At 40.1% G+C, this 24,112-nt stretch carries 22 protein-coding genes; 18 read left to right on the forward strand and 4 right to left on the reverse strand.

What is annotated here, in order from left to right; genetic code table 11:
* Positions 1 to 98 precede the first annotated feature (98 nt).
* From glmM to E0E36_RS27720, 3 genes are all read left to right on the forward strand, one after another.
* The gene (gene glmM / locus E0E36_RS09620) at positions 99 to 1,481 is read left to right on the forward strand and encodes a phosphoglucosamine mutase (RefSeq protein ID WP_130855770.1); all 1,383 of its coding nucleotides are present in this window, start codon (positions 99 to 101) and stop codon (positions 1,479 to 1,481) included.
* A 65-nt stretch (positions 1,482 to 1,546) separates the two neighbouring features.
* On the forward strand, positions 1,547 to 2,683 hold the full coding sequence (locus tag E0E36_RS09625; RefSeq protein ID WP_130855771.1) for a cysteine desulfurase family protein: 1,137 nt from the start codon (positions 1,547 to 1,549) through the stop codon (positions 2,681 to 2,683).
* Positions 2,684 to 2,778: 95 nt separating this feature from the next.
* A complete protein-coding gene (locus tag E0E36_RS27720; protein WP_013667246.1) occupies positions 2,779 to 2,952 on the forward strand; it encodes a hypothetical protein in 174 nt (57 codons plus the stop codon).
* Positions 2,953 to 2,991: 39 nt separating this feature from the next.
* Here E0E36_RS27720 and accD read toward each other — a convergent pair whose 3' ends face one another.
* On the reverse strand, positions 2,992 to 3,834 hold the full coding sequence (accD, locus tag E0E36_RS09630) for an acetyl-CoA carboxylase, carboxyltransferase subunit beta (protein WP_013667245.1): 843 nt from the start codon (positions 3,832 to 3,834) through the stop codon (positions 2,992 to 2,994).
* 201 nt (positions 3,835 to 4,035) lie between these two features.
* On the opposite strand from accD, the gene fbaA reads away from it, so the two are divergent.
* Complete coding sequence (fbaA, locus tag E0E36_RS09635; protein ID WP_130855772.1) at positions 4,036 to 5,115, forward strand: class II fructose-bisphosphate aldolase; 1,080 nt, start codon at positions 4,036 to 4,038, stop codon at positions 5,113 to 5,115.
* A gap of 223 nt (positions 5,116 to 5,338) precedes the next feature.
* On the forward strand, positions 5,339 to 5,491 hold the full coding sequence (locus E0E36_RS09640; RefSeq protein ID WP_013667243.1) for a lmo0937 family membrane protein: 153 nt from the start codon (positions 5,339 to 5,341) through the stop codon (positions 5,489 to 5,491).
* On the opposite strand, the gene E0E36_RS09645 is transcribed toward E0E36_RS09640, so the two are convergent.
* Positions 5,488 to 6,189: a 2-C-methyl-D-erythritol 4-phosphate cytidylyltransferase gene (locus tag E0E36_RS09645; protein WP_130855773.1), complete on the reverse strand. Its 702-nt coding sequence runs from the start codon at positions 6,187 to 6,189 to the stop codon at positions 5,488 to 5,490. The genes E0E36_RS09640 and E0E36_RS09645 overlap by 4 nt on opposite strands.
* Before the next feature lie 62 nt (positions 6,190 to 6,251).
* On the reverse strand, positions 6,252 to 7,301 hold the full coding sequence (queA, locus tag E0E36_RS09650; protein ID WP_013667241.1) for a tRNA preQ1(34) S-adenosylmethionine ribosyltransferase-isomerase QueA: 1,050 nt from the start codon (positions 7,299 to 7,301) through the stop codon (positions 6,252 to 6,254).
* A 256-nt stretch (positions 7,302 to 7,557) separates the two neighbouring features.
* Between queA and E0E36_RS09655 the strand changes: the two genes are divergently transcribed.
* The 3 genes from E0E36_RS09655 to E0E36_RS09665 all read left to right on the forward strand — a co-directional run bounded on the left by E0E36_RS09655 (position 7,558) and on the right by E0E36_RS09665 (position 11,683).
* Positions 7,558 to 8,802, forward strand: a complete 1,245-nt coding sequence (locus E0E36_RS09655) for an ABC transporter permease (protein ID WP_130855774.1) — start codon at positions 7,558 to 7,560, stop codon at positions 8,800 to 8,802.
* Positions 8,803 to 9,105: 303 nt separating this feature from the next.
* On the forward strand, positions 9,106 to 10,476 hold the full coding sequence (locus tag E0E36_RS09660) for a 3-keto-disaccharide hydrolase (protein ID WP_130855775.1): 1,371 nt from the start codon (positions 9,106 to 9,108) through the stop codon (positions 10,474 to 10,476).
* Between the two features lie 4 nt (positions 10,477 to 10,480).
* Positions 10,481 to 11,683, forward strand: coding sequence for a Gfo/Idh/MocA family protein (locus tag E0E36_RS09665; RefSeq protein ID WP_130855776.1), 1,203 nt, complete (start codon positions 10,481 to 10,483; stop codon positions 11,681 to 11,683).
* A gap of 48 nt (positions 11,684 to 11,731) precedes the next feature.
* On the opposite strand, the gene E0E36_RS09670 is transcribed toward E0E36_RS09665, so the two are convergent.
* Complete coding sequence (locus E0E36_RS09670) at positions 11,732 to 12,937, reverse strand: pyridoxal phosphate-dependent aminotransferase (protein ID WP_242627170.1); 1,206 nt, start codon at positions 12,935 to 12,937, stop codon at positions 11,732 to 11,734.
* Positions 12,938 to 13,145: 208 nt separating this feature from the next.
* On the opposite strand from E0E36_RS09670, the gene E0E36_RS09675 reads away from it, so the two are divergent.
* The 10 genes from E0E36_RS09675 to E0E36_RS09720 all read left to right on the forward strand — a co-directional run bounded on the left by E0E36_RS09675 (position 13,146) and on the right by E0E36_RS09720 (position 24,111).
* Positions 13,146 to 14,123 carry a cation diffusion facilitator family transporter gene (locus E0E36_RS09675; RefSeq protein ID WP_130855777.1) on the forward strand — a complete coding sequence of 326 codons (978 nt, stop codon included), beginning with the start codon at positions 13,146 to 13,148 and terminating at the stop codon, positions 14,121 to 14,123.
* Positions 14,124 to 14,633: 510 nt separating this feature from the next.
* Positions 14,634 to 16,823, forward strand: a complete 2,190-nt coding sequence (locus E0E36_RS09680; protein ID WP_130855778.1) for a glutamine synthetase III family protein — start codon at positions 14,634 to 14,636, stop codon at positions 16,821 to 16,823.
* 124 nt (positions 16,824 to 16,947) lie between these two features.
* Positions 16,948 to 18,123, forward strand: a complete 1,176-nt coding sequence (locus E0E36_RS09685; protein ID WP_013667234.1) for an AIR synthase related protein — start codon at positions 16,948 to 16,950, stop codon at positions 18,121 to 18,123.
* 42 nt (positions 18,124 to 18,165) lie between these two features.
* Complete coding sequence (locus E0E36_RS09690; protein WP_130855779.1) at positions 18,166 to 18,597, forward strand: ATP-dependent zinc protease family protein; 432 nt, start codon at positions 18,166 to 18,168, stop codon at positions 18,595 to 18,597.
* A 104-nt stretch (positions 18,598 to 18,701) separates the two neighbouring features.
* On the forward strand, positions 18,702 to 19,631 hold the full coding sequence (rimK, locus tag E0E36_RS09695; protein ID WP_049795159.1) for a 30S ribosomal protein S6--L-glutamate ligase: 930 nt from the start codon (positions 18,702 to 18,704) through the stop codon (positions 19,629 to 19,631).
* 113 nt (positions 19,632 to 19,744) lie between these two features.
* On the forward strand, positions 19,745 to 20,158 hold the full coding sequence (gene rpsL, locus E0E36_RS09700; RefSeq protein ID WP_002993550.1) for a 30S ribosomal protein S12: 414 nt from the start codon (positions 19,745 to 19,747) through the stop codon (positions 20,156 to 20,158).
* 19 nt (positions 20,159 to 20,177) lie between these two features.
* Positions 20,178 to 20,645, forward strand: coding sequence for a 30S ribosomal protein S7 (rpsG, locus tag E0E36_RS09705; protein WP_013667231.1), 468 nt, complete (start codon positions 20,178 to 20,180; stop codon positions 20,643 to 20,645).
* A 173-nt stretch (positions 20,646 to 20,818) separates the two neighbouring features.
* Entirely contained in the window at positions 20,819 to 22,927 is a 2,109-nt protein-coding gene (fusA, locus tag E0E36_RS09710; RefSeq protein WP_130855780.1) for an elongation factor G, read from the forward strand.
* A gap of 61 nt (positions 22,928 to 22,988) precedes the next feature.
* On the forward strand, positions 22,989 to 23,294 hold the full coding sequence (gene rpsJ / locus E0E36_RS09715) for a 30S ribosomal protein S10 (RefSeq protein WP_013667229.1): 306 nt from the start codon (positions 22,989 to 22,991) through the stop codon (positions 23,292 to 23,294).
* A 121-nt stretch (positions 23,295 to 23,415) separates the two neighbouring features.
* On the forward strand, positions 23,416 to 24,111 hold the full coding sequence (locus E0E36_RS09720) for a response regulator transcription factor (protein WP_013667228.1): 696 nt from the start codon (positions 23,416 to 23,418) through the stop codon (positions 24,109 to 24,111).
* The last annotated feature ends 1 nt before the right edge of the window (position 24,112 follow it).

Raw genomic sequence — 24,112 nt, forward strand, 5'->3', positions numbered from 1 at the left:
TTAAGCAATCGGTTGCTTCTACAGATGGTGACAGAAGCGTTAGAATATTCTAATGAAAATGCTATTTTTACCACCTACTTAATAAATTCGAGTATAAAATGACATTGATAAAATCTATTTCGGGTATTCGCGGAACCATAGGTGGAAAACCTGGCGAAGGCCTGACTCCTATTGACATTGTAAAATTTACCGCTGCTTTTGGAAAATACATTACCGAAAAAGCCGGCAATAAAAAAATAGTAATAGGTCGAGATGCACGGCTTTCAGGAGAAATGGTAAGTAATATTGTAACAGGTACACTCCAAAGTCTCGGCATTGAGGTGATAGATCTCGGTCTGTCTACTACGCCTACCGTTGAAATAGCCGTGCCCGAGGAGGATGCGGCAGGTGGTATCATCTTGACAGCTAGCCATAATCCGACAGAATGGAATGCATTGAAGTTGCTTAATCAGCAAGGAGAGTTTATTAATGATTACGAGGGAAAAGAAGTATTGGCTTTAGCCGATGAATTGAGTTTTGATTTTTCTGAAGTACACGCACTTGGACGGGTCATAAAAAAGGACACCTACCTGGAAAGGCATATTGAGAAGATCTTAGCGCTGGAAACAGTTGATAGAGACGCAATTGCACAGGCTAATTTTTCAATTGCTGTAGATGCTGTTAACTCAACGGGGGGACGCTTTGTACCAGCTTTATTGAAAGCACTAGGGGTATCAACCGTATATGAATTGTATTGTGAGCCAAATGGCCTCTTTCCGCATAATCCTGAGCCCTTGGCCGAAAATCTAAAGGATTTATCTGCCCTTGTAAAAGAAAAGCAAGCCGATCTCGGAATTGCGGTTGATCCAGATGTCGATCGGTTGTGTTTCGTCATGGAAAATGGAGAAATGTTTGGAGAGGAATATACATTAGTAGCCGTTGCAGATTATATCCTCCGGCAAAAGAAAGGGAATACGGTATCTAACTTATCCTCCACACGGGCCCTTAAGGATATAACAGAGAAACACGGCGGTACTTATTACGCAGCAGCGGTTGGGGAGGTGAATGTAGTGACCAAAATGAAAGAGGTAAATGCAGTGATAGGAGGCGAGGGGAACGGAGGTGTAATTTACCCGGCTACCCATTATGGTAGGGACGCTTTGGCAGGTATCGGTATTTTCTTGACACATCTTGCTAAAAGCGGTCAAAAAGTGTCCGCTTTGCGCAACAGTTATCCTTCCTATTTTATGGCGAAGAAAAAGATCACGCTCACTCCTGGATTGGATATTGATCAGCTTTTAAAATCGATGGAGGAAAAATATAAGGATACCCCCCATAGCACCATTGATGGTTTGAAAATAGATTTTGAGGAAGAATGGGTTCATCTACGGAAGTCGAACACCGAACCGATCATCCGTATTTACACAGAATCGCCAACACAGAATCGCGCCGACTTATTGGCTGATAAGATTATTGGCGAAATAGAAGCCATTTTATCTTGATCACCTAGAAGTAAAAGTATAAAAGAATAAAATTCTGTTAATGGATTACTTAGTAGATTTGTAGCATGCGCGTATATTTAGATAATGCGGCAACCACTGCAATAGATGAACAAGTATTGCAAGAGATGATGGTTGTTATGCGAGACGATTATGGGAACCCTTCATCCATTCATGCGGATGGTAGAAAGGTTAGAACAATTATCGAAAAAGCCCGAAAAAAAGTCGCTGCTTTATTAAATACTTCTCCAGCGGAGATTTTTTTTACATCAGGAGGAACAGAAGCCGACAATACGGCAATTCGAAGGGGAATTTTAGATCATCAATTAAGTCACGCAATCAGTTCACCGCTCGAACACCATGCGGTTTTGCATACCTTACAAGAACTGGAAAAAGAAGGGAGCATTAAGCTAACACTGCTTGACGTTGATGCGAAGGGACATGTGGATTTATCGCAACTGGAAAGAGTTTTGCAAAATAGTCCACCTAGTTTCGTCTCATTGATGCATGCAAATAATGAAATAGGCACAATAACCGATATACAAAGGGTATCCGATATCTGTCAGACCTATAACGCATTATTTCATACCGACACGGTCCAGACAATGGGACACTTTGTGCATGACCTAAGTGCTCTGAAAGTAAGCTTTTTGGCGGGAGCAGCGCACAAATTCCACGGCCCGAAAGGAGCAGGCTTCCTATATGTTAATCATGAAGTAAAAATAAAGCCGTTCATCCATGGCGGTGCGCAAGAACGAAATATGCGAGGGGGCACGGAGAATGTCTATGGCATTGTTGGCTTGGCCAAGGCACTCGAGATTGCTTATGAACATATGGCCGAACATAGGGCTTATATACAGGGGCTGAAAGATTACATGAGAGCGCAACTTATTCAGCATATTCCCGGTGTAAGCTTTAACGGCGAGTTGGAAGCCGATCAAAGCTTGTATACGGTATTAAATGTGTCGTTTCCACCTACAGATTTAGCTGACATGTTACTCTTTAACTTAGATATTGCGGGTATTTCCGCTTCGGGCGGCAGTGCATGCAGTTCGGGATCAAATATCGGATCTCATGTTTTAACCGCGATTGGCGTGGATGCCAAACGGCCGTCTGTTCGATTTTCTTTTAGTAAATTCAATACGAAAGAAGAAATCGATTTCGTTGTTTCTAAATTGAAGGAAGTATGTCCGGAGAACGTATAACGTAACTTTCGTGATATTTATCCAACAAAATGGGTTTGGACTTGTTAATCAATTACCAACCCGTTTTTTGTTTATTTAATTAAGAGGAGGTTATTATGCGTGATGAATTGAAAGATAGAAAAAGTGACAAAGAAATCATAAAGGAAAAAGATGGAAAGAAAAAAGTCGTTGAGGTGAATCAAGGCAGTTTTTCCGAGAGAGACCATCATAGAAAAAACGAAGGTCCTGCTTTTACTGCAGACTCACCTACCACAAGAGAACGGAAATAGTGTAAAAAAAGCCTGATTTTAAATCAGGCTTTTTTTACACTATAAAATATTTCTTAGGAATGTTGCTATTTTATGCTTCATTTCCCTTCGATCAACAATAAAATCTAAAAAGCCATGTTCAAGCACAAATTCAGCTGTTTGAAATCCCTTTGGCAAATCTTTTTTGATCGTTTCTTTAATGACACGAGGCCCTGCAAATCCGATCAATGCACCCGGCTCCGCAATGTTGATATCACCGAGCATGGCATATGAGGCTGTTACGCCTCCTGTCGTAGGGTCTGTTAAAAGGGATATATAGGGAAGCTTCGCCTGACTGAGAAGCGCTAGCTTAGCCGATGTCTTGGCCATTTGCATAAGCGAAAACGCTGCTTCCATCATCCTGGCACCACCCGATTTTGAGATAAGTAAAAAAGGTAGACGGTGCTGTATGCAATAGTCGATCGATCTTGCAATTTTCTCTCCCACTACGGAGCCCATTGAACCACCGATAAAAGTAAAATCCATGCAGGCTATGACTAGATCAAGCCCTTCGATCTTGCCGTGCCCGGCACGTATTGCATCGTTTAAACCCGTTTTAGCATGGCTTTCCGCAATTCGTTCCGTGTATTTTTTTGTGTCTTCGAAGTTAAGGGGGTCTGCTGAACGTAGACTGCCAAACAGCTCAGTGAATTGATTGTCGTCAAATAGTACTGAAAAGTATTCTGCTGAGCCTATCCTCAAATGATAGCCGCAATATTGACATACATATTTGTTTTCAACTTGCTCTGATTTCAAGAGTGGTTTTTTACAGGACGGACATTTATTCCATAACCCGTCGGGAGCTTCTTTTTTATTTTCTGTTGCCGTGTTAATACCGGCACGATCTCGTTTAAACCAAGCCATTCAAAAAAATATTAGAGGTACAAAGAAACAAAAAAAATGTATAAAACGTGACCTTTTGTGTAACCTTATCACTTTATATCCTATTTTACTAAAAACTACCCTAAACGGCTCCTGCTGTTGAAAGAAAAATGAAAGGGAAAGTAGCTTATTTTAAATAAAATACCTACTTTCGGGAATCAAAAATTAAACAACGTATTACAAATGAGTTTAAAAGGTTATAAAGGTGTTCTGCATGGAGATGCTGTACAAGAATTATTTGAGATCGCTAAAAAACATCGATTTGCTCTCCCCGCAGTAAATACCATTGGAACAAATTCTATCAACGCAGTGATGGAAACTGCAAAAGCAGTTAATTCACCGGTAATCATTCAATTGTCAAATGGCGGTGCGCAATTCTATGCTGGTAAAACGCTGGATAATAATAAATTGCAAGCATGTATACTAGGTGCTGTATCTGCTGCAAAACACGTGCATTTACTGGCCGAACATTATGGTGTAGCGGTTATCCTACATACAGATCATGCAGCTAAAAAATTACTACCTTGGATAGACGGTTTGTTAGATCACGGCGAAGCGTTTTTTGCCCAACATGGTAAGCCTTTATTTTCTTCTCATATGCTTGATTTATCAGAAGAACCTATTGAAGAAAATATAGAAATCTCTAAAAAGTATTTAGAGCGCATGAAGCCGCTTGGAATGACTGTTGAAATTGAATTGGGAGTAACTGGCGGAGAAGAAGATGGAGTGGATAATAGCGATGTTGATAGCTCAAAACTTTATACACAACCGGCCGAAGTAGCTTATGCTTTTGAAGAACTCAGTAAAGTAAGCGATAAGTTCACCGTAGCGGCAGCATTTGGAAATGTGCATGGCGTTTACAAACCGGGAAATGTTAAACTTCAACCGGTTATCCTCAAGAATTCTCAAGACTATATTAAAGAAAAGTTTGGACTAAGCGCTGAAAAACCCGTGAATTTTGTTTTTCATGGTGGATCAGGTTCGTCTCCGGCCGAAATTGAGGAAGCGATCTCTTATGGAGCCATTAAAATGAATATTGATACCGATATGCAATGGGCGTTTTGGGAGGGGATAAAAGATTACTACAAAGCAAATGAAGGCTATCTTCAGAGTCAAATTGGTAACCCTGACGGAGAGGATGCTCCTAATAAGAAGTATTATGACCCTCGCGTTTGGTTAAGGAAGGGAGAAGAGAGCTTTGTGAAACGTTTAAAACAGGCTTTCGAAGAACTTAATTGCGTTGATGTGAACGATAAATTATAAAAAAGGTGTTTTTGCCATAGTAAAGGGAAACAAGTTGTTTCCCTTTTTTTATGTTCAAAATTTTCTAAACATCCTCTCGTAGTCTTCCGATTCCCTTTCTTTTGACTAATATAAAAAATGTAAAACAAAATAGCTTTTAAAAGCTTTATTATGGCAAGAAATAAATAGGCAGTTACAGCGCAATGAAATGTGCCTGCCTGAACTAATTATTAATCGAATTGTTATGGGAAATCTATTGTATTTAATCGCTGTTGTTCTGGTAATTATCTGGGCCATCAGTTTTTTCGGGGGATACACCAGTAGCGGTATTATCCATGTTCTGTTGGTAATTGCAATCATTGCGGTATTGCTTAGAATTATCAGAGGAGCTGCCTAGTCGTTGGCTAACGACTTCATTATGACCTCTGCAAAGAGTAAATCTTCCGAAAAAGTGATTTTAATATTACGGGTATCCCCAGGTAGAATCTGAATCGGATACCCTTTTTTTTCCACAACAGAAGCGTCGTCTGTAAATGTATCACTATAGGTTTGCTCATAAGCTTCAAATAAAATCTCCGCGGAGAAAAATTGAGGCGTTTGAACGAGGAAAACGGTGCTTCTATCAACCGCTCTAGAGGTATCTCCCGACTCTTTAATGCGTACAGAGTCCTTGCTGCTGACAGCTGTTATTAGTGCTCGGTGCCGACCTATTTGTTGAAAGCCGTAATCAATGATTTCTTTAGATACAAGTGGGCGTACCCCGTCGTGAACCGCGATGTAAGTTGGCTTTATTGGTTCACTTAACTGCTTTATGTGGCTTAATCCATTCTGTACGGAGTGAAATCTGGTATCTCCACCTTCAACAATTATATGGGGTACATCAAAACTATACTTAATACAAAGCTGTTCCCATTCTGATTTCAGTCGGTTATTCAATACTAATATAATCGTTGGTCTGGTGTTACTTTGTGAGAAAGCAGTCAGCGTGTGCATTAGTACCGGAAGTCCATTTAATAGCATAAATTGTTTCGGAATTGCGCTTTGCATGCGTGTTCCCGATCCGCCACCAACAATAATTACGTAGTTTTTCCTCATTCCAATACCAAGAAAAATAGGCTACCTTTATTAGATAGCCTATTCGTTAAGAGTATTCCTCCTTATATGATTAACATCGCGTCACCGTAGCTATAAAAACGGTATTTCTCTTTTACGGCGATCTCGTAAGCATTCATCACATGTTCATAACCGCCAAAAGCACAAATCATCATTAAAAGTGTGGATTCCGGTGTATGGAAATTAGTGATCATACTATTTGCAATACTGAAATCATAAGGCGGGAATATAAACTTGCTGGTCCAATCGTTTGCCGCTTTCAAGGTCCGGTTGGCCGAAACCGCTGACTCGATAGAACGCATGCTTGTTGTACCAACTGCGCATACTCTTCGCTTTTCAGCAATCGCTTTATTGACAATATCAGCATCTTTTTGTTCAATAATAAATTGCTCCGAATCCATTTTATGTTTCGTTAGGTCTTCTACCTCTACCTGACGGAATGTTCCAAGACCAACATGTAAAGTAACCTCTGCAAACTCAACACCCTTTAATTCCAAGCGCTTCATCAATTCTCTGCTAAAGTGTAAACCAGCTGTAGGTGCCGCTACAGCGCCTTCGTTCTTAGCAAAAATAGTTTGATATCTAAACTTATCTTCCGGCGTAGGCTTTCTTTTGATATACTTGGGAAGTGGTGTTTCTCCTAAGATTTCAATGTTCCTCCTAAACTCTTCATCAGACCCATCAAACAGGAAGCGAATGGTTCTACCACGCGATGTCGTATTGTCTACAACTTCAGCAACCAGTAAGTCGTTGTCGCCAAAATATAATTTATTCCCGACCCGGATTTTTCTGGCGGGATCAACCAGTACATCCCAAAGACGCAATTCCTTATTCAATTCACGGAGTAAGAAGACTTCTATCGTGGCGCCTGTTTTTTCCTTATTGCCATATAAACGAGCGGGGAAAACTTTTGTGTTATTGAGGATCATCACATCATGTTCTTCAAAATAGTTCAATACATCCTTGAAAATTTTGTGTTCAATTGCACCGGTTTTGCGATCAAGCACCATTAAACGCGCCTCGTCCCTCGTTTCTGCGGGTTCATGAGCAATTAACGAATCAGGTAGATTAAACTTAAATTGAGATAACTTCATGTTTTGTGAATTTTATATATCTTATTTCTTAATAATAAATAGGTCAGTCAACCTAAATATGGTAATAACAAAAACGGGGCATAATTTGTTCCCCTCTTTTATTAGCTGATAAATTAGCGCGCAAATTTACAAAAAAAAGTTTTAAAAACGTAAGCCTTAAAGGCTATATATTAGGTGATTGTTGGATAAAAACATCCGCCTATAAAAAAGTACCGAAACTTGTAACCTTTCCCTGTTTTACGTGTCTTAAGAGCGTATGATTTTTATCAAGCTATTTTTTGAGAGTTTCCGGTTTGCATTTTCAGCGTTAAGGGAAAATAAGACGCGTACTTTCCTTTCACTATTAGGTGTAACGATCGGTATTATGACGATTATTGGTATTTTCTCTGCCGTTAATACACTCCGAGCGAATTTAGAAAGTAGCGTTGAAAAATTGGGAAGTCGATCAATTTACATTCAAAAGTGGCCCTGGGGTGGTGGAGGTGATTACCCTTGGTGGAAATATGTGAACAGACCCGAGCCTACTGTCCGTGATTTTGATCAATTAAAACAACGGGCAACACTTGCTGATGGTATCGCACTTGAAGTCGGGATGTCGGACAAAACGCTCAAATTTTTGAATAACAATGTGGAGAAGGTGTACATCAGTGCAGTTTCAAATGATTACTATAAAATACGAAATCTCGAATTTCAGGCAGGACGATATTTTACCGAAAGTGAATCAGAGAGAGGTACCGCTGTTGTCATTATTGGATCAACGATAGCTAAAGGTTTATTTCCGCATACGGATCCCATAGGAAAGACTATACAGGCGCTCGGGCGCCGATTAAAAGTAATAGGTGTTTTCAAGGAAGAGGGGGAAGGCATGTTAATTGATGTTTCGCTGGATAATATTGCAGTGGTACCGTTGAATTTTGCCAGAAACGTAATTAATGTGAGAAATTTCGGACCGTCGATTATTGTTAACGCAAAAAATGGTGTTTCCTTGGATGAAGCGGAAAGCGAATTGAGAGGGCTCATGCGTTCCATTCATCGGCTTAGCCCTAAACAGGAGGACGATTTTGCACTTAATCAAACAACCATTATTACCGCGCAGCTCGATACCATGTTCCAAATTGTAAATACAGCAGGCTTTTGTATAGGCATTCTTTCTGTATTAGTTGGGGGATTTGGAATTGCCAATATTATGTTTGTATCCGTTAAAGAGCGTACCCATATTATTGGCATTCAAAAATCGCTTGGTGCAAAGAACTACTTTATACTTTGGCAATTTTTGATCGAATCAGTCGCTTTATGCATTTTTGGCGGTTTAATGGGTTTATTTGTGGTATACACCTTGGCGTTTTTATTAAAAATCATCGCTGGTATAGGCGTTGTCGTACACCTTGATGAAGTGTTGTTGGCTATTTTTATTTCCACTACTATTGGGCTCATTTCCGGAATTATACCCGCTATAATTGCTGGTAAACTGGATCCTGTTGAGGCTATAAGAAGCAAATAATCTGCCCACCGTCGCGAAAAAATTACGATATCGTTTTCGTAAATAATACATCCTTTCCAACCTTAGTATTGGGAATATTTACTAATATTGAACGTTGGGACAAAGATCCGATTGTAGGCTGTTAAATGATAGATAGCCTGCAAGGGGTGCAGTCTACAGCGTTTCAATTGATAAATATCCAATGATAACCGACTCGCTAGCAATGTTAAATTTTGTCCCGCTTAAAAATCACTCGCACATATTGAAGAAGCTTCGCTAGCCATTAAAATGTATATTATTAAACCAATATAGGGATACTAAAACATGAGAAAAATAAGTTTAATTGCTTTGAGCGCCATTGGGATCTGTGTTTTTTCAGCCTTTTATACTCAGAAAAGCACTTGGCAGGATTTATTCGACGGAAAGTCGTTAAAAGGCTGGAAACAAGTTGCAGGGGATGCCCCTTATACCGTAGAAAACGGAATGATTGTTGGAACTACCGTTAAAAATACCGGGAATACCTTTCTGGTAACGGAAAAGGAATATGGGGATTTTATTTTGGAACTGGATGCGAAAATAGAAGGAGATCACAATAATTCAGGCATTCAAACGAGAAGTCATATCGATCAACAGGCAAATAATGGTAAAGGGCGGGTATATGGAAGACAGGTTGAAATCGATCCGACTCCACGTAGTTGGACAGGTGGCATTTATGACGAGGCGAGAAGAAATTGGCTTTATCCTTTAGATCTCAATCCGACAAGTAAATCAGCATTCAAAAAAGGAGAATTTAATCATTTTCGGATTGAATGCATTGGCAACACAACCAAAACTTGGATTAATGACATCCCTGTCTCTTATGTCGTTGATACCCTAGACAAGACCGGGTTTATCGGTTTACAGGTTCATAGCGTCGGCAAAAATGGCGAGGAGGGCAAAAAAGTCTATTTCAAAAATATTAAAATACAAACAAATAATTTACAGCCCAAAAGGATAGGAAAGGAAATTTATGTTGTGAATTTAGAGCCCAACACACTTTCGTCCCATGAACGCGAGAGCGGATATAAACTGCTTTATGATGGTAAAACAACAAATAATTGGGTCAGCTCAAATAAAAATGTCTTTCCTGAAAAGGGATGGTCGTACGATCAAGGAGAATTGCGCGTGCATGCTACTGAAGGAACAGATATACCCCGTGCCGGTGATATTGTAACTAAAGAGCTTTTTAGTGCTTTCGACTTATCCTTTGAATTTAAGCTAACACCCGGTGCTAATAGTGGACTTAAATATTTCGTCGTAATCGATGACAAAAACAAAGATTGGCCTTTGGGTCTAGAATACCAGGTACTTGATGATGTAAAACATCCGGACGCAAAAATGGGACGTGATGGCAATCGGACGCTCGCTTCGCTATACGATCTATTGACTGCCGAAAAGCAGCCAAGGTTTTTAAGGCCAATAGGTTCCTGGAATAATGCACGAATCGTTGTGTATCCGGATAATAAGGTAGAGCATTACTTAAATGGTGTAAAGGTTCTTGAGTATGTAAGGGGCTCTGATGAATTCAAAAAAATGGTATCTTTAAGTAAATTTAAAGATAAACCTGGATTTGGTGAGGCAAAAGAGGGTCGTATTTTACTACAAGATCACGGGAATGAGGTGAGCTTTAGAAGCATTAAAATAAGGGAATTGTAAAAGAATGGACAGAAGAAGTTTTTTACAACAAGGCAGTTTGTTAGGGGGGAGTCTACTTATGTTTGATGAGCTGTTGGCAAAAACGAGCTGGCTGAATGATAAGCCAATTAACATTGGGATGATTGGTTGTGGTGATCGGGGAAAGGGCGTGTTATCTGTCATAAAGTCGTTGCCCCAGTTATTCAGAATCAGAAGTTACTGTGATGTTTTGGACTTTAGATTAGATGAGGCGAATCATCTTCTGAAAGACGATAAGATTATTAAATTCAAATCGCATCAGTCAATGCTTGACGACAAGGATCTCGATGCTGTCTTTATTGCAGTGCCCTTGAGTGCGCATTTTAGTATTGCTAAAGACGCAATTGAAGCAGGTAAACACGTTTACGTAGAGAAAACGATGACCTACTCGATTGATGAAGCAAAGCAATTAGTGAGGTTAGCTGATCAACACCCTAAACAAACGGTTCAAGTAGGTTATCAATACCGGTATTCACCCCTATATTTCAAAGTGAAAGATATGATTAGTAGCGGCTTCCTTGGCAAAGTTAGTCAGGTTGACTGCAGGTGGGATAGAAATGGCACTTGGAGAAGGGCAGTACCCGAACCTGGGCTGGAAAGGCAAATTAATTGGCGCATGTATAAAGAATTTTCCGGTGGCTTAGCAGCAGAATTGTTGTCACATCAGATCGATTTTATAAACTGGGCCTTTGATACGCACCCGGATGAAGTTTATGGTACCGGCGGTATTGATATTTATCCTGATGGCAGGGAAACGTTTGATAATATCCAAGTCATGTTTAGGTACAAAAAGGAGGGGATGATCGGTAATTTTGGTGCCACTTGCGGAAATGCGCGAGATGGTTATCTATTTAAGATCAAGGGTACCAAAGGAACTGTTTCCTTGTTGACAAACACAGGGCTGTTTTATCCTGAAAAAGAAGCAAAGGAGGCTTTAAGTACAGTAGATGGGGTAAGTGGTGCAACGAAAATTGTTTGGAACAAAGATGGCGGAACACCGATTTTAGATGAACCGACTAAAGATGGTACTTGGTATGCACTACAGGAGTTTTACAAAGCCATAAAGACCAATACGATGCCTTCGTCAAACGTAAAACGTGGTGCTAGCGCTGCTATTTGTGTCGCCATGGCTAATAACGCCATTTATAACAATCGGCCTGAGTATTGGAAGGCGGACTATGATATATAAAAAATACCCGTATTTGCTCCGGAGCAAATACGGGTATACGGAATACGTTTAAACTAATTTTTCAAGCGCAATTTTAATGCGTCGCAATGCTTCCGTTAGTTGCTCGTCCGAAGCAGCGTAGGACAAACGGATGCAGTCATTGTTGCCAAATGAATCTCCTCCTACAGTTGCCACATGCGCTTCATTCAATAGGTAAAGTGCCAGATCCGATGAATTAGCAATCGTGTTACCATTTCCATCCTTTCGTCCGAAGAAGGCACTTACATCAGGGAAGAAGTAAAAAGCTCCTTCGGGTAGGTTAACCTTTACGTCATTAATTTCTTTCAGCGCGTTATATACCAACTCTCGCCGACGCTCAAAGGCCTTTTTCATTTCATTTACCGATTCTAGTCCCCCTTCATAGGCCGCAATTCCTGCCCGTTGCGCAATTGAGCAAGTTCCGGACGTGGTTTGTCCTTGAAGTTTGTCATTTGCGGCTGCTATTTCTTTACTAGCTGCAAGATAACCCAAACGCCAACCTGTCATAGCATAAGATTTGGAGAATCCGTTGATCAATATCACACGGTCCTTTACGCTTTCAAATTGGGCAATTGATTCGTGTTGACTTTTAAAATTAATATGCTCATAAATCTCATCAGATATAATATAGATCTGAGGATGCTTTTCAAACACTTCCACTAAAGCAGCGAGTTCATCCTTGCTATAAACGCTACCTGTTGGATTGCAAGGAGAAGAGAACATGAATAATTTCGTTTTATCTGTTATCGCAGCTTCTAATTCTTTTGGAGTGATTTTGAAGTCACTTTCAATGCTGGTATTAATGAAAACCGATTTTCCTTCCGCCAAATTAACCATTTCTGAATAAGACACCCAGTAAGGAGTCGGAATGATAACCTCATCTCCCGGATTAATCACACAAAGTATAGCGTTAGATAGTGATTGCTTGGCACCGGTTGAAACGACAATCTGCGAAATATCATAATCTAAACCGTTTTCTTCCTTTAACTTCTTTACAATGGCTTTTCTTAGTTCGGGATATCCGGGAACGGGAGAATAACGCGTATAGTTTTCGTCCAACGCCTTCTTCGCCGCTTCCTTTATATGATCCGGTGTATTAAAATCAGGTTCACCTACACTAAGGCTAATAATGTTGGCGCCCTGGGCTGCCAACTCCCTACCTAATTTGGTCATTTTTAGTGTGGCCGATTCAGATAGGTTATTGATTCTTTCAGATAATATTGATAGTGTTTCCATTAGATTACAAACCTAAGCAAAATTCTACTATTTTAAATTTTATAACAATCTTTTTGATAAAAAAGTTATGAACTGTGATTTAGGATAGCATATTCGCAACAAAGTGCAATTAAGTCGACTAATTCTTTCAATATGCCTTGAGGCCTTCATTCAATTCACATTGTTATGATTTTTTAATTTTTACCTTTGCACTTTAAGCAGTCTGCGCGTGCAAGAACAGAAAAGGATTATATTATACTCGCTGAGTACCGGTATCATTTTAATGCTGTTTAAATTCACAGCTTACCTCATAACGCACTCTAATGCGATTCTGACTGATGCTGTTGAAAGCATCGTTAACGTAATAGCGAGCGGCTTTGCGTTCTATAGCATTCACCTTTCTTCGCAGCCCAAGGATGAAAATCACCCTTATGGTCACGGCAAGGTAGAGTTCTTTTCGGTCTTTCTGGAAGGCGGTTTGATATTTATCGCCGGACTTTTAATTGTCGGCAAGGCTGTTTATAATATTTTCTTTCCAGAGCAAATTAGTAATTTGCTAGAGGGAATGGGCATGCTGGCTTTTACGGGTTTGGTTAATTTCGCGTTGGGCACTTACATGATAAAAAAAGGTAAGAGCTTGTATTCGCTCACTATTATGGCCGACGGCAAGCATCTACAAGTTGACTCATACAGCACCTTAGGCTTATTGGTAGGATTACTTCTGCTCTATATGACAGGTGTACAGCAAATTGACATAGTGCTTTCCTTAGGATTAGGCTTTTACATTTTATTTAGTGGTTACAAATTATTAAGGAAGTCGGTCGGTGGCTTAATGGATGAGTCCGACTTCGAATTAATAAACCAGGTTGTGCAAATATTGGAAGAAAATCGGAAGGACAGCTGGATCGATGTTCATAATTTACGGGTTCAACGCTACGGACACGAACTCCATATCGATTGCCATATGACTTTACCCAACTATTTTGATTTGATAAAAGTGCACGAGGAAGTGTCTCAAGTTGACGCCCTTATCAATAAGAAAGTACATATAGATACCGAACTCTTTATTCACGCAGACCCATGTTTGCCCGCATGCTGTCACTATTGTAATATGAAGAATTGCCCTATTAGGAGTGAGGAAAAAAAAGTGGATATCGTTTGGGATGCGCCACTTGTTATGAGAAATAAAAAGCATTTTGATGTCTAGCGCTCTTACGAAAAACAAATTGAATGGTTAAGGAGTTTACCTAATAAAGCACCTTAACGATGAATAAGTTTTTTAGAGCACTAATTGCAGGATTTACCGCCAAAAAATTGGGAGGTGGATGTTTATCGACTATAATAATTTTTATAATCGTTTATTACGCGCTTGGACATTGCAATTGATAACGAAATAGTGTCTGTTAACTCTATTTTGAATATCCTAAAATCACGCCATTTTCTTTGTGTCTATGTGAGTGGATTTTTCTTTCTATTGAAAAATATTTCAAAATTCTAATTTATCCTTCAAAATTCTTTAAAATTAGGCCTCAATTCCCGACCTAGGCGAGCACCATTTTATGATTCCCATTTGTGTATTTTAACAACATATTCAGATAATATTTACTTTGTTGATATTTTTTTTGAAGAAATATTAGGAAATTTCGAAAAAATATGATGATTTTTACGGCATAATCTCTAAACAAAGACAAAAAAATAATAAAATCAACACAAAAGCATGTCAAATCTCAGGTTTAGCGCAGTTGAAGCTGCAATTTCTCGTGACAAAAGACCAGCAGTGATAGCCGCTGGAGAAAAAGCTTCCTCATACTTTGGTAAAAATGTTTTTACCGTGAAGAAGATGAAAGAGTATTTGCCGAAAAATGTATTCGCGAAATTAACAAGTGTAATCGAAGCCGGCGAGGCGATCGATTTTGATTTAGCGGAGCATATCTCTCAGGCTATGAAAAGTTGGGCGATCAGCAATGGGGTAAGCCATTACACTCACTGGTTCCAGCCTTTAACGGGCGCAACTGCAGAAAAGCATGATGCCTTTTTTGAGCCTGGCGGTGATGGTGTAGCCATTGAGAAATTTACAGCTGATGCGTTAGTGCAACAGGAGCCGGATGCGTCCAGCTTTCCGAATGGTGGTATTCGTAATACCTTCGAAGCAAGAGGCTATACCGGCTGGGACCCCTCTTCACCTGCATTTATTTATGAAACAGGAGGCAGCAAGACACTTTGTATTCCAACAGTCTTCTTGTCATATACAGGTGAAGCATTAGACTATAAAGCTCCTTTGTTAAAAACCCTAAACGCGTTAGATAAGGCGGCTGTTGATGTTGCACAATATTTTGATAAAGGCGTTGAAAAAGTTTTTGCTTCTTTAGGTATCGAACAAGAATATTTCTTGGTTGATTTAGCCTTATTTAACGGTCGCCCTGATTTGCAATTAACGGGAAGGACTTTATTTGGTCATATGTCTGCTAAAGGTCAACAATTGGAAGATCATTACTTCGGTGCTATTCCTGAGCGGGTACTAGCTTTTATGGTTGACCTGGAGCAAGAAGCGTTGAAACTGGGTATTCCATTGAAGACACGCCACAACGAGGTAGCCCCTTCACAGTTCGAATGCGCTCCGATGTTTGAGGAAATCAATTTAGCAATTGATCACAACCAATTGTTAATGAACTTGATGGATCAAGTGGCTTTGCGTCATAACTTCAAAGTTCTTTTACACGAAAAACCGTATGCTGATATTAACGGATCGGGCAAACACAACAACTGGTCGTTGATTACCAATACCGGCATCAATTTGCTGTCTCCGGGGAAAACCCCTAAAAATAACCTGATGTTTTTGACATTCTTCGTGAATGTTATTCGTGCGGTATATGAGCATTCCGATTTGTTAAGAGCTTCTATCGCTACAGCCAGCAACGATCACCGTTTAGGAGCGAACGAAGCTCCTCCTGCTATTATCTCTATTTTCTTGGGCAGCCAATTAAATGCTGTGTTGGACGAAGTTGAAACGGCACGTGTTGCGAAGAAAGTGAAAGCGGATAGTCAATTGTGGCATGGAATTCCTAAAATCCCTACCTTACAATTAGATAATACAGACCGTAATCGGACTTCTCCTTTTGCATTTACAGGAAATAAGTTTGAGTTCCGTGCTGTAGGTTCTTCTGCAAACTCAGCCAGTCCGATGACGGTATTAAATGCGATCGTTGCAGAGCAGTTGATTAAGTTCAAGGTTGAAGTAGACAAACAAATAAAGAAGGGAACGAAGAAAGATCTAGCGATCTTAAACGTTGTTCGTAAGTATATTAAAGAATCAAAGGCTATCCGCTTCGAAGGTAATGGATATAGCAAAGAGTGGGAAGACGAGGCAGCGAAACGCGGATTGTCTAATATCAAAACAACACCAAGAGCTTTAGATGTTTACGTGAGCGAAAAAACCGAAAAGATGTTCGAATCTTTAGGGATCATGACTAAGCGTGAAGGTGAAGCTCGCCATGAGATCTTATTGGAAAACTACTTCAAAAAGATTCAAATTGAAGCCCGTGTAATAGGCGAAATCGTTAACAGTTCACTTGTTCCTGCGGCTATTACCTATCAGAATGAGCTGATAGAAAACGTTAAAGGCTTAAAAGACCTCGGTGTAAAAGCTTCTGCTTATAAATCGCAATCTGAATTATTGGAGCGTATCGGTGAGCATATCAATATAATACTTGAAGAAGCTGAAGCTATGAGACAAGAGCGTAAGAAAGCCAATGTTTTGGAAGACGTTCGTGACAAAGCTATCGCTTATGACGAAAATGTGAAGCCGTATTTTGATAAGATTCGTTATCATCTCAATAAACTTGAGCAGATTGTTGACGATCGCAAATGGCCTCTTCCAAAATTGAGAGAACTTCTGTTTGTAAGATAAAAGAGGCGGCCAAAAAATACATCCTCAAGGGTTTCCCTTGGGGATTTTTTATTTTTACCCCATCGTATTATATTTATATTAAGGTGTCTAAAATATCATTAGGATTAGTTACTTTTGCAGCCGTATGTCAGATTTAAAGTACAACCAACGCGGTGTTTCGGCCGGTAAAGAAGATGTGCATAATGCCATTAAAAACATTGACAAGGGCTTATTTCCAAAAGCGTTTTGTAAGATAATACCGGATATTTTAGGCGGGGCGGATGATTGGTGTAACATTATGCATGCCGATGGTGCAGGCACCAAGTCCTCATTGGCCTATGTTTACTGGAAAGAAACCGGTGATTTATCGGTATGGAGAGGTATTGCACAAGATGCAATCGTCATGAACATCGATGATCTGCTTTGTGTTGGAGCCTTAGATAATATATTAATTTCGTCCACCATAGGAAGAAATAAGAGTCTAATCCCCGGAGAAGTAATCGCAGAAATCATTAATGGAACGGAAGAAATCCTTCAAGAACTGAGAGATCTGGGGATAGGCATCTATTCGACCGGGGGAGAAACGGCGGATGTCGGCGATTTGGTTAGAACAATTATCGTCGACAGTACAGTTACCTGCCGCATGAAGAGAGCTGACGTGATTTCAAATCATAAGATAGAGGCAGGAGATGTTATTGTAGGGCTTTCCTCTTACGGAAAAGCTGTGTATGAGTCTGAATACAATGGCGGAATGGGATCAAACGGCTTGACATCCGCCCGTCACGATGTGTTCAATAAGTCAGTCGCTGAAAAATATAAAGAAAGTTACGACCCCGCAATTCCTCATGAGCTTGTTTTTTCGGGAAGCAAAGCGCTTACCGATACGATTACTATTGACGGCGAGGAGATTACAATCGGAAAATTGGTCCTTTCGCCAACCCGTACTTATGCGCCCGTTATGAAGGAAGTGCTCGATCATTATCGCCAAGATATACACGGGATGGTTCATTGCAGTGGTGGAGCACAAACAAAGGTTCTGCATTTTATTGATCGTTTCCATATTATTAAAGATAACCTTTTTCCGATCCCTCCCTTGTTCAGACTGATACAAACGGAGTCAAAGACTGATTGGCAGGAGATGTATAAAGTCTTTAATATGGGACATAGAATGGAGTTATACGTTCCGGAGGCGAGAGCAGTCGATATCATTCGCATCGCAGAAAAATTTGGCATTGAGGCTAAAATAGTAGGAAGAGTTGAAGATAGTGAACAAAAGAAGGTAACCGTCCATTCCGAAGTTGGGGAATTTGTTTACTATTAATTATCTTACGCATACATTATAGTTGAGAAATTAGTTAATATTATGAAGATTATCGGCTGGAAGGAGACTGTCGATTTTATAGATTTTAAACTTTATAATGTTCCAGCCAAAATAGATACGGGAGCCAAAACATCCGTATTACATTGTAAGTTCATCGAACTGGTTAAAGTAAAGCGAAAAAATTTTGTTCGTTTCATCCCCTTGGACGACAATTTTGGGGGAAATGGAACAGTTTATATGCTTCCATACCATAAAGAGCGAAAGGTTAAAAACTCGTTTGGGAGTGAAGAAAATAGATTCATAGTAAAAACAGCAATCTCTATATTTAATGAAAATCACGAGATTGAAATTTCGCTTCGTGATCGGTCGGGTATGGAATTTCCGATGTTACTTGGAAGAAGTTTTATCCGGAAGAAATTTCTGGTCGACGTCTCCAAGTCAAATTTATCAAAAAAAGAAAGCAAAACCAAATAGAAACCTAATAACGAAAGAATCACAACTGACCTCTCGAAACAAAACATGATCAGCTGCTGTTGAAACACATGTTTATCGTTGCGTTCAATTTATTTATACATATTGTGAAGATTGCAGTACTGTCAACCAATAAAAATTTGTATTCTACCAAGCGTTTGGTAGAGGCGGCCCTAAAAAGAGGGCATGAATGTGTTGTGCTAGATCATAGGCAGTGTTATGTAGGCATAAAACAGGGGGAGCCCAGTATACATTACAAAGGGCAGGATGTGTCCAATATCGATGCAATCATCCCCAGAATAGGTGCTTCGGTAACCTTTTACGGCTCGGCTATAGTGAGGCAATTTGAAATTATGGGAGTAGCGTCCGCTAATCCAAGTCAGGCTATTACGCGATCCAGAGATAAATTACGATGTATGCAGATTTTATCCGGTGCCGGTATTGGTATGCCGATAACGGGATTTGCACGACAAACAAATGATGTCGATGATTTAATAAAGATGGTAGGAGGGGCGCCTCTTGTGATCAAACTATTAGAAGGAACACAGGGTATTGGCGTTGTTCTTGCCGAAACCAGAAAGGCTGCCAGCTCGGTGATCGAAGCATTCTATGGGCTTGGAAACAACATTTTGATACAGGAATATATTAAAGAGTCGAGAGGCGCAGACATCAGGGTGTTGGTAGTAGATGGTAAAGTGGTAGGCGCAATGAAGCGCACTGCTAAAGAAGGCGAATTCCGATCGAATCTTCACCGAGGTGGATCTGCTACCGTCATCAAGTTAACGAAAGCCGAAAAAGAAACCGCTTTACGAGCTTCCGCTGAGCTTGGCCTAACCGTTTGTGGAGTAGATATGTTGCAATCTGATAGAGGTCCGCTTGTTTTGGAAGTGAACTCTTCACCGGGTTTAGAAGGTATAGAAAAGGTTACCGGAAAGGACATTGCTACCCACATTATCGAATTTTTGGAAAAGAAACACCAGCTAAAGAAAGAGCCAAAGGAAAGGAAAAAGAAGAGTAAGGTGGGGCAGACACTTTAGTGTCCCGGTCAATCTTTCTTTTACAATCGATTATGCTTTGATTATCAAATTCTTTTTCATATTTTTGCGGACTTTAATAGAAATAGGACAAAAAGCAAATTAAAAAACAGTAAATGCCTACTATTCAACAATTAGTTAGAAAAGGTAGAGTAGCTCTGGTTGATAAGAGTAAATCACCAGCGTTGGACAGCTGTCCACAGCGAAGAGGTGTGTGTACACGTGTATACACCACTACCCCTAAAAAACCAAACTCAGCCATGCGTAAAGTTGCTCGTGTACGTTTAACCAATGGAAAAGAGGTGAACGCCTATATCCCTGGTGAAGGACACAATTTACAAGAGCACTCGATTGTATTGATCCGCGGAGGTCGTGTAAAAGACTTACCAGGTGTGCGTTATCACATCATTCGCGGTGCCTTAGATACTTCCGGTGTTGCCGGTCGTAATCAACGTCGCTCTAAGTATGGAACAAAACGTCCAAAACCAGGACAAGCTGCTGCAGCTCCTGCAAAAGGTAAAAAGAAATAGTTAAACGGAGGAAATTAAGATGAGAAAGTCAAAACCAAAGAAAAGAATCATTTTACCTGATCCAAAGTTTAACGATATTCAGGTTACACGTTTTGTAAATAACATGATGTACGATGGAAAGAAATCCATTGCATACTCAATTTTCTACAATGCTGTTGATTTGGTTGAACAAAAAACCAATGAAAATGGCTTGGAAACATGGAAAAAAGCACTAAACAATGTGATGCCTTCAGTTGAAGTAAAATCACGTCGTGTAGGCGGTGCTAACTTTCAAGTACCAACAGAGGTTCGTCCGGAACGTAAGATTGCCTTGGGAATGAAGTGGCTGATCAGCTATGCTCGTAAACGTGGTGAAAAAACTATGTACGAGAAATTAGCCGGTGAGATAATTTCAGCTTCTAAAGGTGAAGGTGCTGCTGTTAAGAAAAAAGAAGATACCCATAAGATGGCGGAAGCTAACAAAGCTTTCTCTCACTTTAGGTTCTAATCCAATTACAATGACACAGATTAAATTGAATAACACAATAGCATGTAACAAACTAGTGTGTGTCAATTTAATCTGTGTCGTTTTTTGCCGAAGTATAAAGCAAAGTGGATTTACCAATAGTAGATTCACATTTATATAAGAGTTTAAATACACCTTTAGGGAATATAAAAAAGATGTCAAGAGACTTAAAATTCACAAGGAATATCGGTATTGCCGCACACATCGATGCTGGTAAAACCACTACTACCGAGCGTATCTTATACTACGCCGGAGTTAACCACAAAATTGGGGAAGTGCATGAGGGAGCTTCAACCATGGACTGGATGGTCCAGGAAGCTGAGCGCGGTATTACCATTACTTCCGCTGCTACCACTGTATTCTGGAACTATCGAGGAAGTAAATATCAGGTAAATATTATAGATACACCGGGACACGTTGACTTTACCGTTGAGGTAAATCGTTCTTTACGTGTACTGGACGGATTGGTATTTTTGTTCTCTGCAGTTGACGGTGTAGAACCTCAATCCGAAACTAACTGGCGCTTGGCAGATAACTATAAAGTTTCACGTATCGGCTTCGTTAATAAGATGGACCGTTCAGGTGCTGACTTTTTAAAGGTAGTTAAGCAAGTAAAAGATATGTTAGGTGCTGATGCAATTCCTTTGCAATTACCAATCGGTGCTGAGGATAACTTCAAAGGAGTTGTTGATTTGATCAATAACCGTGGGATCGTTTGGAATGAAGAAGATAAGGGTATGACCTTTACTGAAGTGCCTATCCCTGAGGATATGGTTGACGAAGTTGCCGAGTGGAGAGAGAAGCTATTGGAATCGGTAGCGGGTTACGATGAATCGTTGATGGAGAAATTCTTTGAAGATCCTAACTCGATCTCAGAACGTGAAATCTTAACAGCACTTCGTAAAGCGGTAATTGACAATGCTATTGTGCCAATGGTTTGTGGATCGTCCTTTAAAAATAAAGGGGTTCAAACCATGTTGGATTTAGTAATGGAGTTGTTACCGTCCCCGCTAGATCAAGAAGCGGTAAAAGGAACAGATCCTCGGACTGATGCAGAAATTATTCGTAAACCTTCTGTTGACGAACCATTTGCTGCACTAGGTTTCAAAATTGCAACGGATCCATTTGTGGGCCGCTTATGCTTCATTCGTGTTTATTCGGGCATATTGGAAGCAGGTTCCTATGTTTATAATACACGCTCAGGCAATAAGGAGCGTATATCTCGTATCTTCCAAATGCACGCGAATAAGCAAAATCCTATTCCAAATATCGGAGCAGGTGATATCGGTGCAGTTGTTGGTTTCAAAGATATCAAAACCGGGGATACCCTTTGCGATGAAAAACATCCAATTGTTTTAGAATCCATGACTTTCCCCGAACCGGTAATTGGTTTGGCGATTGAGCCTAAGACGCAAGCCGATGTTGACAAGCTGGGTGTTGCTTTGGGTAAATTAGCTGAAGAAGATCCTACCTTCGTGGTACAAAGTGATGAAGAAACAGGCCAAACGGTTATCAAAGGTATGGGTGAGCTACACTTAGATATCTTAATTGATCGTTTGAAGCGCGAATTTAAAGTAGAAGTAAATCAAGGCGCTCCGCAAGTGGCTTATAAAGAGGCGATTACAGCAGAAGCTGCGCACCGCGAAGTATACAAAAAGCAAACCGGTGGTCGTGGTAAGTTTGCGGATATACAAGTAGTTATTTCTCCAATCGATAAAGATTACGAGAAAGGCGGCTTACAATTTGTGAATGAAATCGTAGGTGGAGCAATTCCACGTGAATTTATTCCTTCAGTACAGAAAGGTTTTGAAGCAGCCATGGTAAATGGTGTGTTAGCGGGCTTCCCGGTAACGGATATGAAAGTTCGATTGGTAGATGGATCTTTCCACGCGGTCGACTCCGATGCACTGTCTTTCGAGATTGCCGCCCGTACTGCCTTCCGTGAAGCACTACCGAAATGTCGCCCCGTGTTAATGGAGCCGATCATGAAAATTGAGGTGCTTACACCGGAAGAAAACATGGGAGATGTAATGGGTGACTTAAACCGTCGCCGCGGACAGCTTCAAGGTATGGATACACGTAACGGATCTCAAGTAATTAAAGCACTTGTGCCACTTTCTGAAATGTTCGGTTATGTGACTCAATTGAGAACAATTACATCCGGTCGCGCTACTTCTACCATGGAGTTTGATCACTATGCAGAAGCACCTAAAAACGTTCAGGACGAGGTGATTGCAAAAGCAAAGGGTAAAGTTAAAGCCTAATTTTTAAATCTGATGTTCCGTTATAAATAGCTCTAACGGAACATCATTAATATAACATATAATGAGCCAAAGAATCAGAATTAAATTAAAATCGTACGATTACAATTTGGTTGACAAATCAGCCGAAAAGATTGTAAAAACTGTAAAACCTACAGGAGCTGTAGTAAGCGGTCCAATTCCACTTCCTACTGAAAAGAAAATTTACACCGTTTTACGTTCACCACACGTGAATAAAAAAGCGCGTGAACAATTTCAGTTATGCTCTTATAAAAGATTGTTAGATATTTACAGCTCTAACTCAAAAACAGTTGACGCTCTGATGAAACTTGAATTGCCTAGTGGTGTAGAAGTTGAAATCAAAGTTTAATGATTTTAGTTTTCTTTAGAACAAGAAGCGAGGGCCAAACCCCTCGCTTTTTTTGTTTAGGGACATGATATAAGCCATAAAATGTGTATTTTAGCAATTAACGCTTTTTTATTTAATAAGTATGGCCAATAAAATCTTAGTTATCGAGGATCAGTCGAAATTAGCATCGTTAATTCAAAGGGGACTCAGCGCAGATGGTTATGACGTTCGGATTGCTTCCGATGGAGAATTGGGCTTGGACATGATATACCACAACGCATTTGACCTTATTGTTTTGGATGTCATGTTGCCTGGAATTAGTGGAATTGAAGTTTGCCAACTGTTGCGTAAAGAAAATAACCCCGTTCCTATTCTAATGCTAACCGCATTAAGTGCAACAAACAATGTTGTAACCGGATTGGATTCAGGAGCGGACGATTACATGGTTAAACCTTTTAAATTCGAGGAACTGAAAGCTCGCATTCGCACATTGGTGAGAAGGGCAAATGGCACTAACGGTCAGCAGAATCCAGCTTCGTCTACTATTCGAATTATGGACTTAGTATTAGATATGGATGCGCGGATCGCTACTCGAGGTGGTAAAGAAATTGCCTTAACGGCAACCGAATACCGTTTGCTGGAATTTATGATGAAAAACAAAAATAAAGTACTAACGAGAATCGAGATTTTAGAACATGTCTGGGACATCAATTTTAATATGGGAACCAACGTGGTAGACGTTTACGTAAACTATCTTAGGAAGAAGGTAGACAAAGGTTTTGACGTAAAATTGATTCATACGATGATAGGAGTCGGTTACTCGATCAAAGAAGCTTAAA

The organism is Olivibacter jilunii (assembly GCF_900607235.1).
Lineage (GTDB): Bacteria > Bacteroidota > Bacteroidia > Sphingobacteriales > Sphingobacteriaceae > Olivibacter > Olivibacter oleidegradans.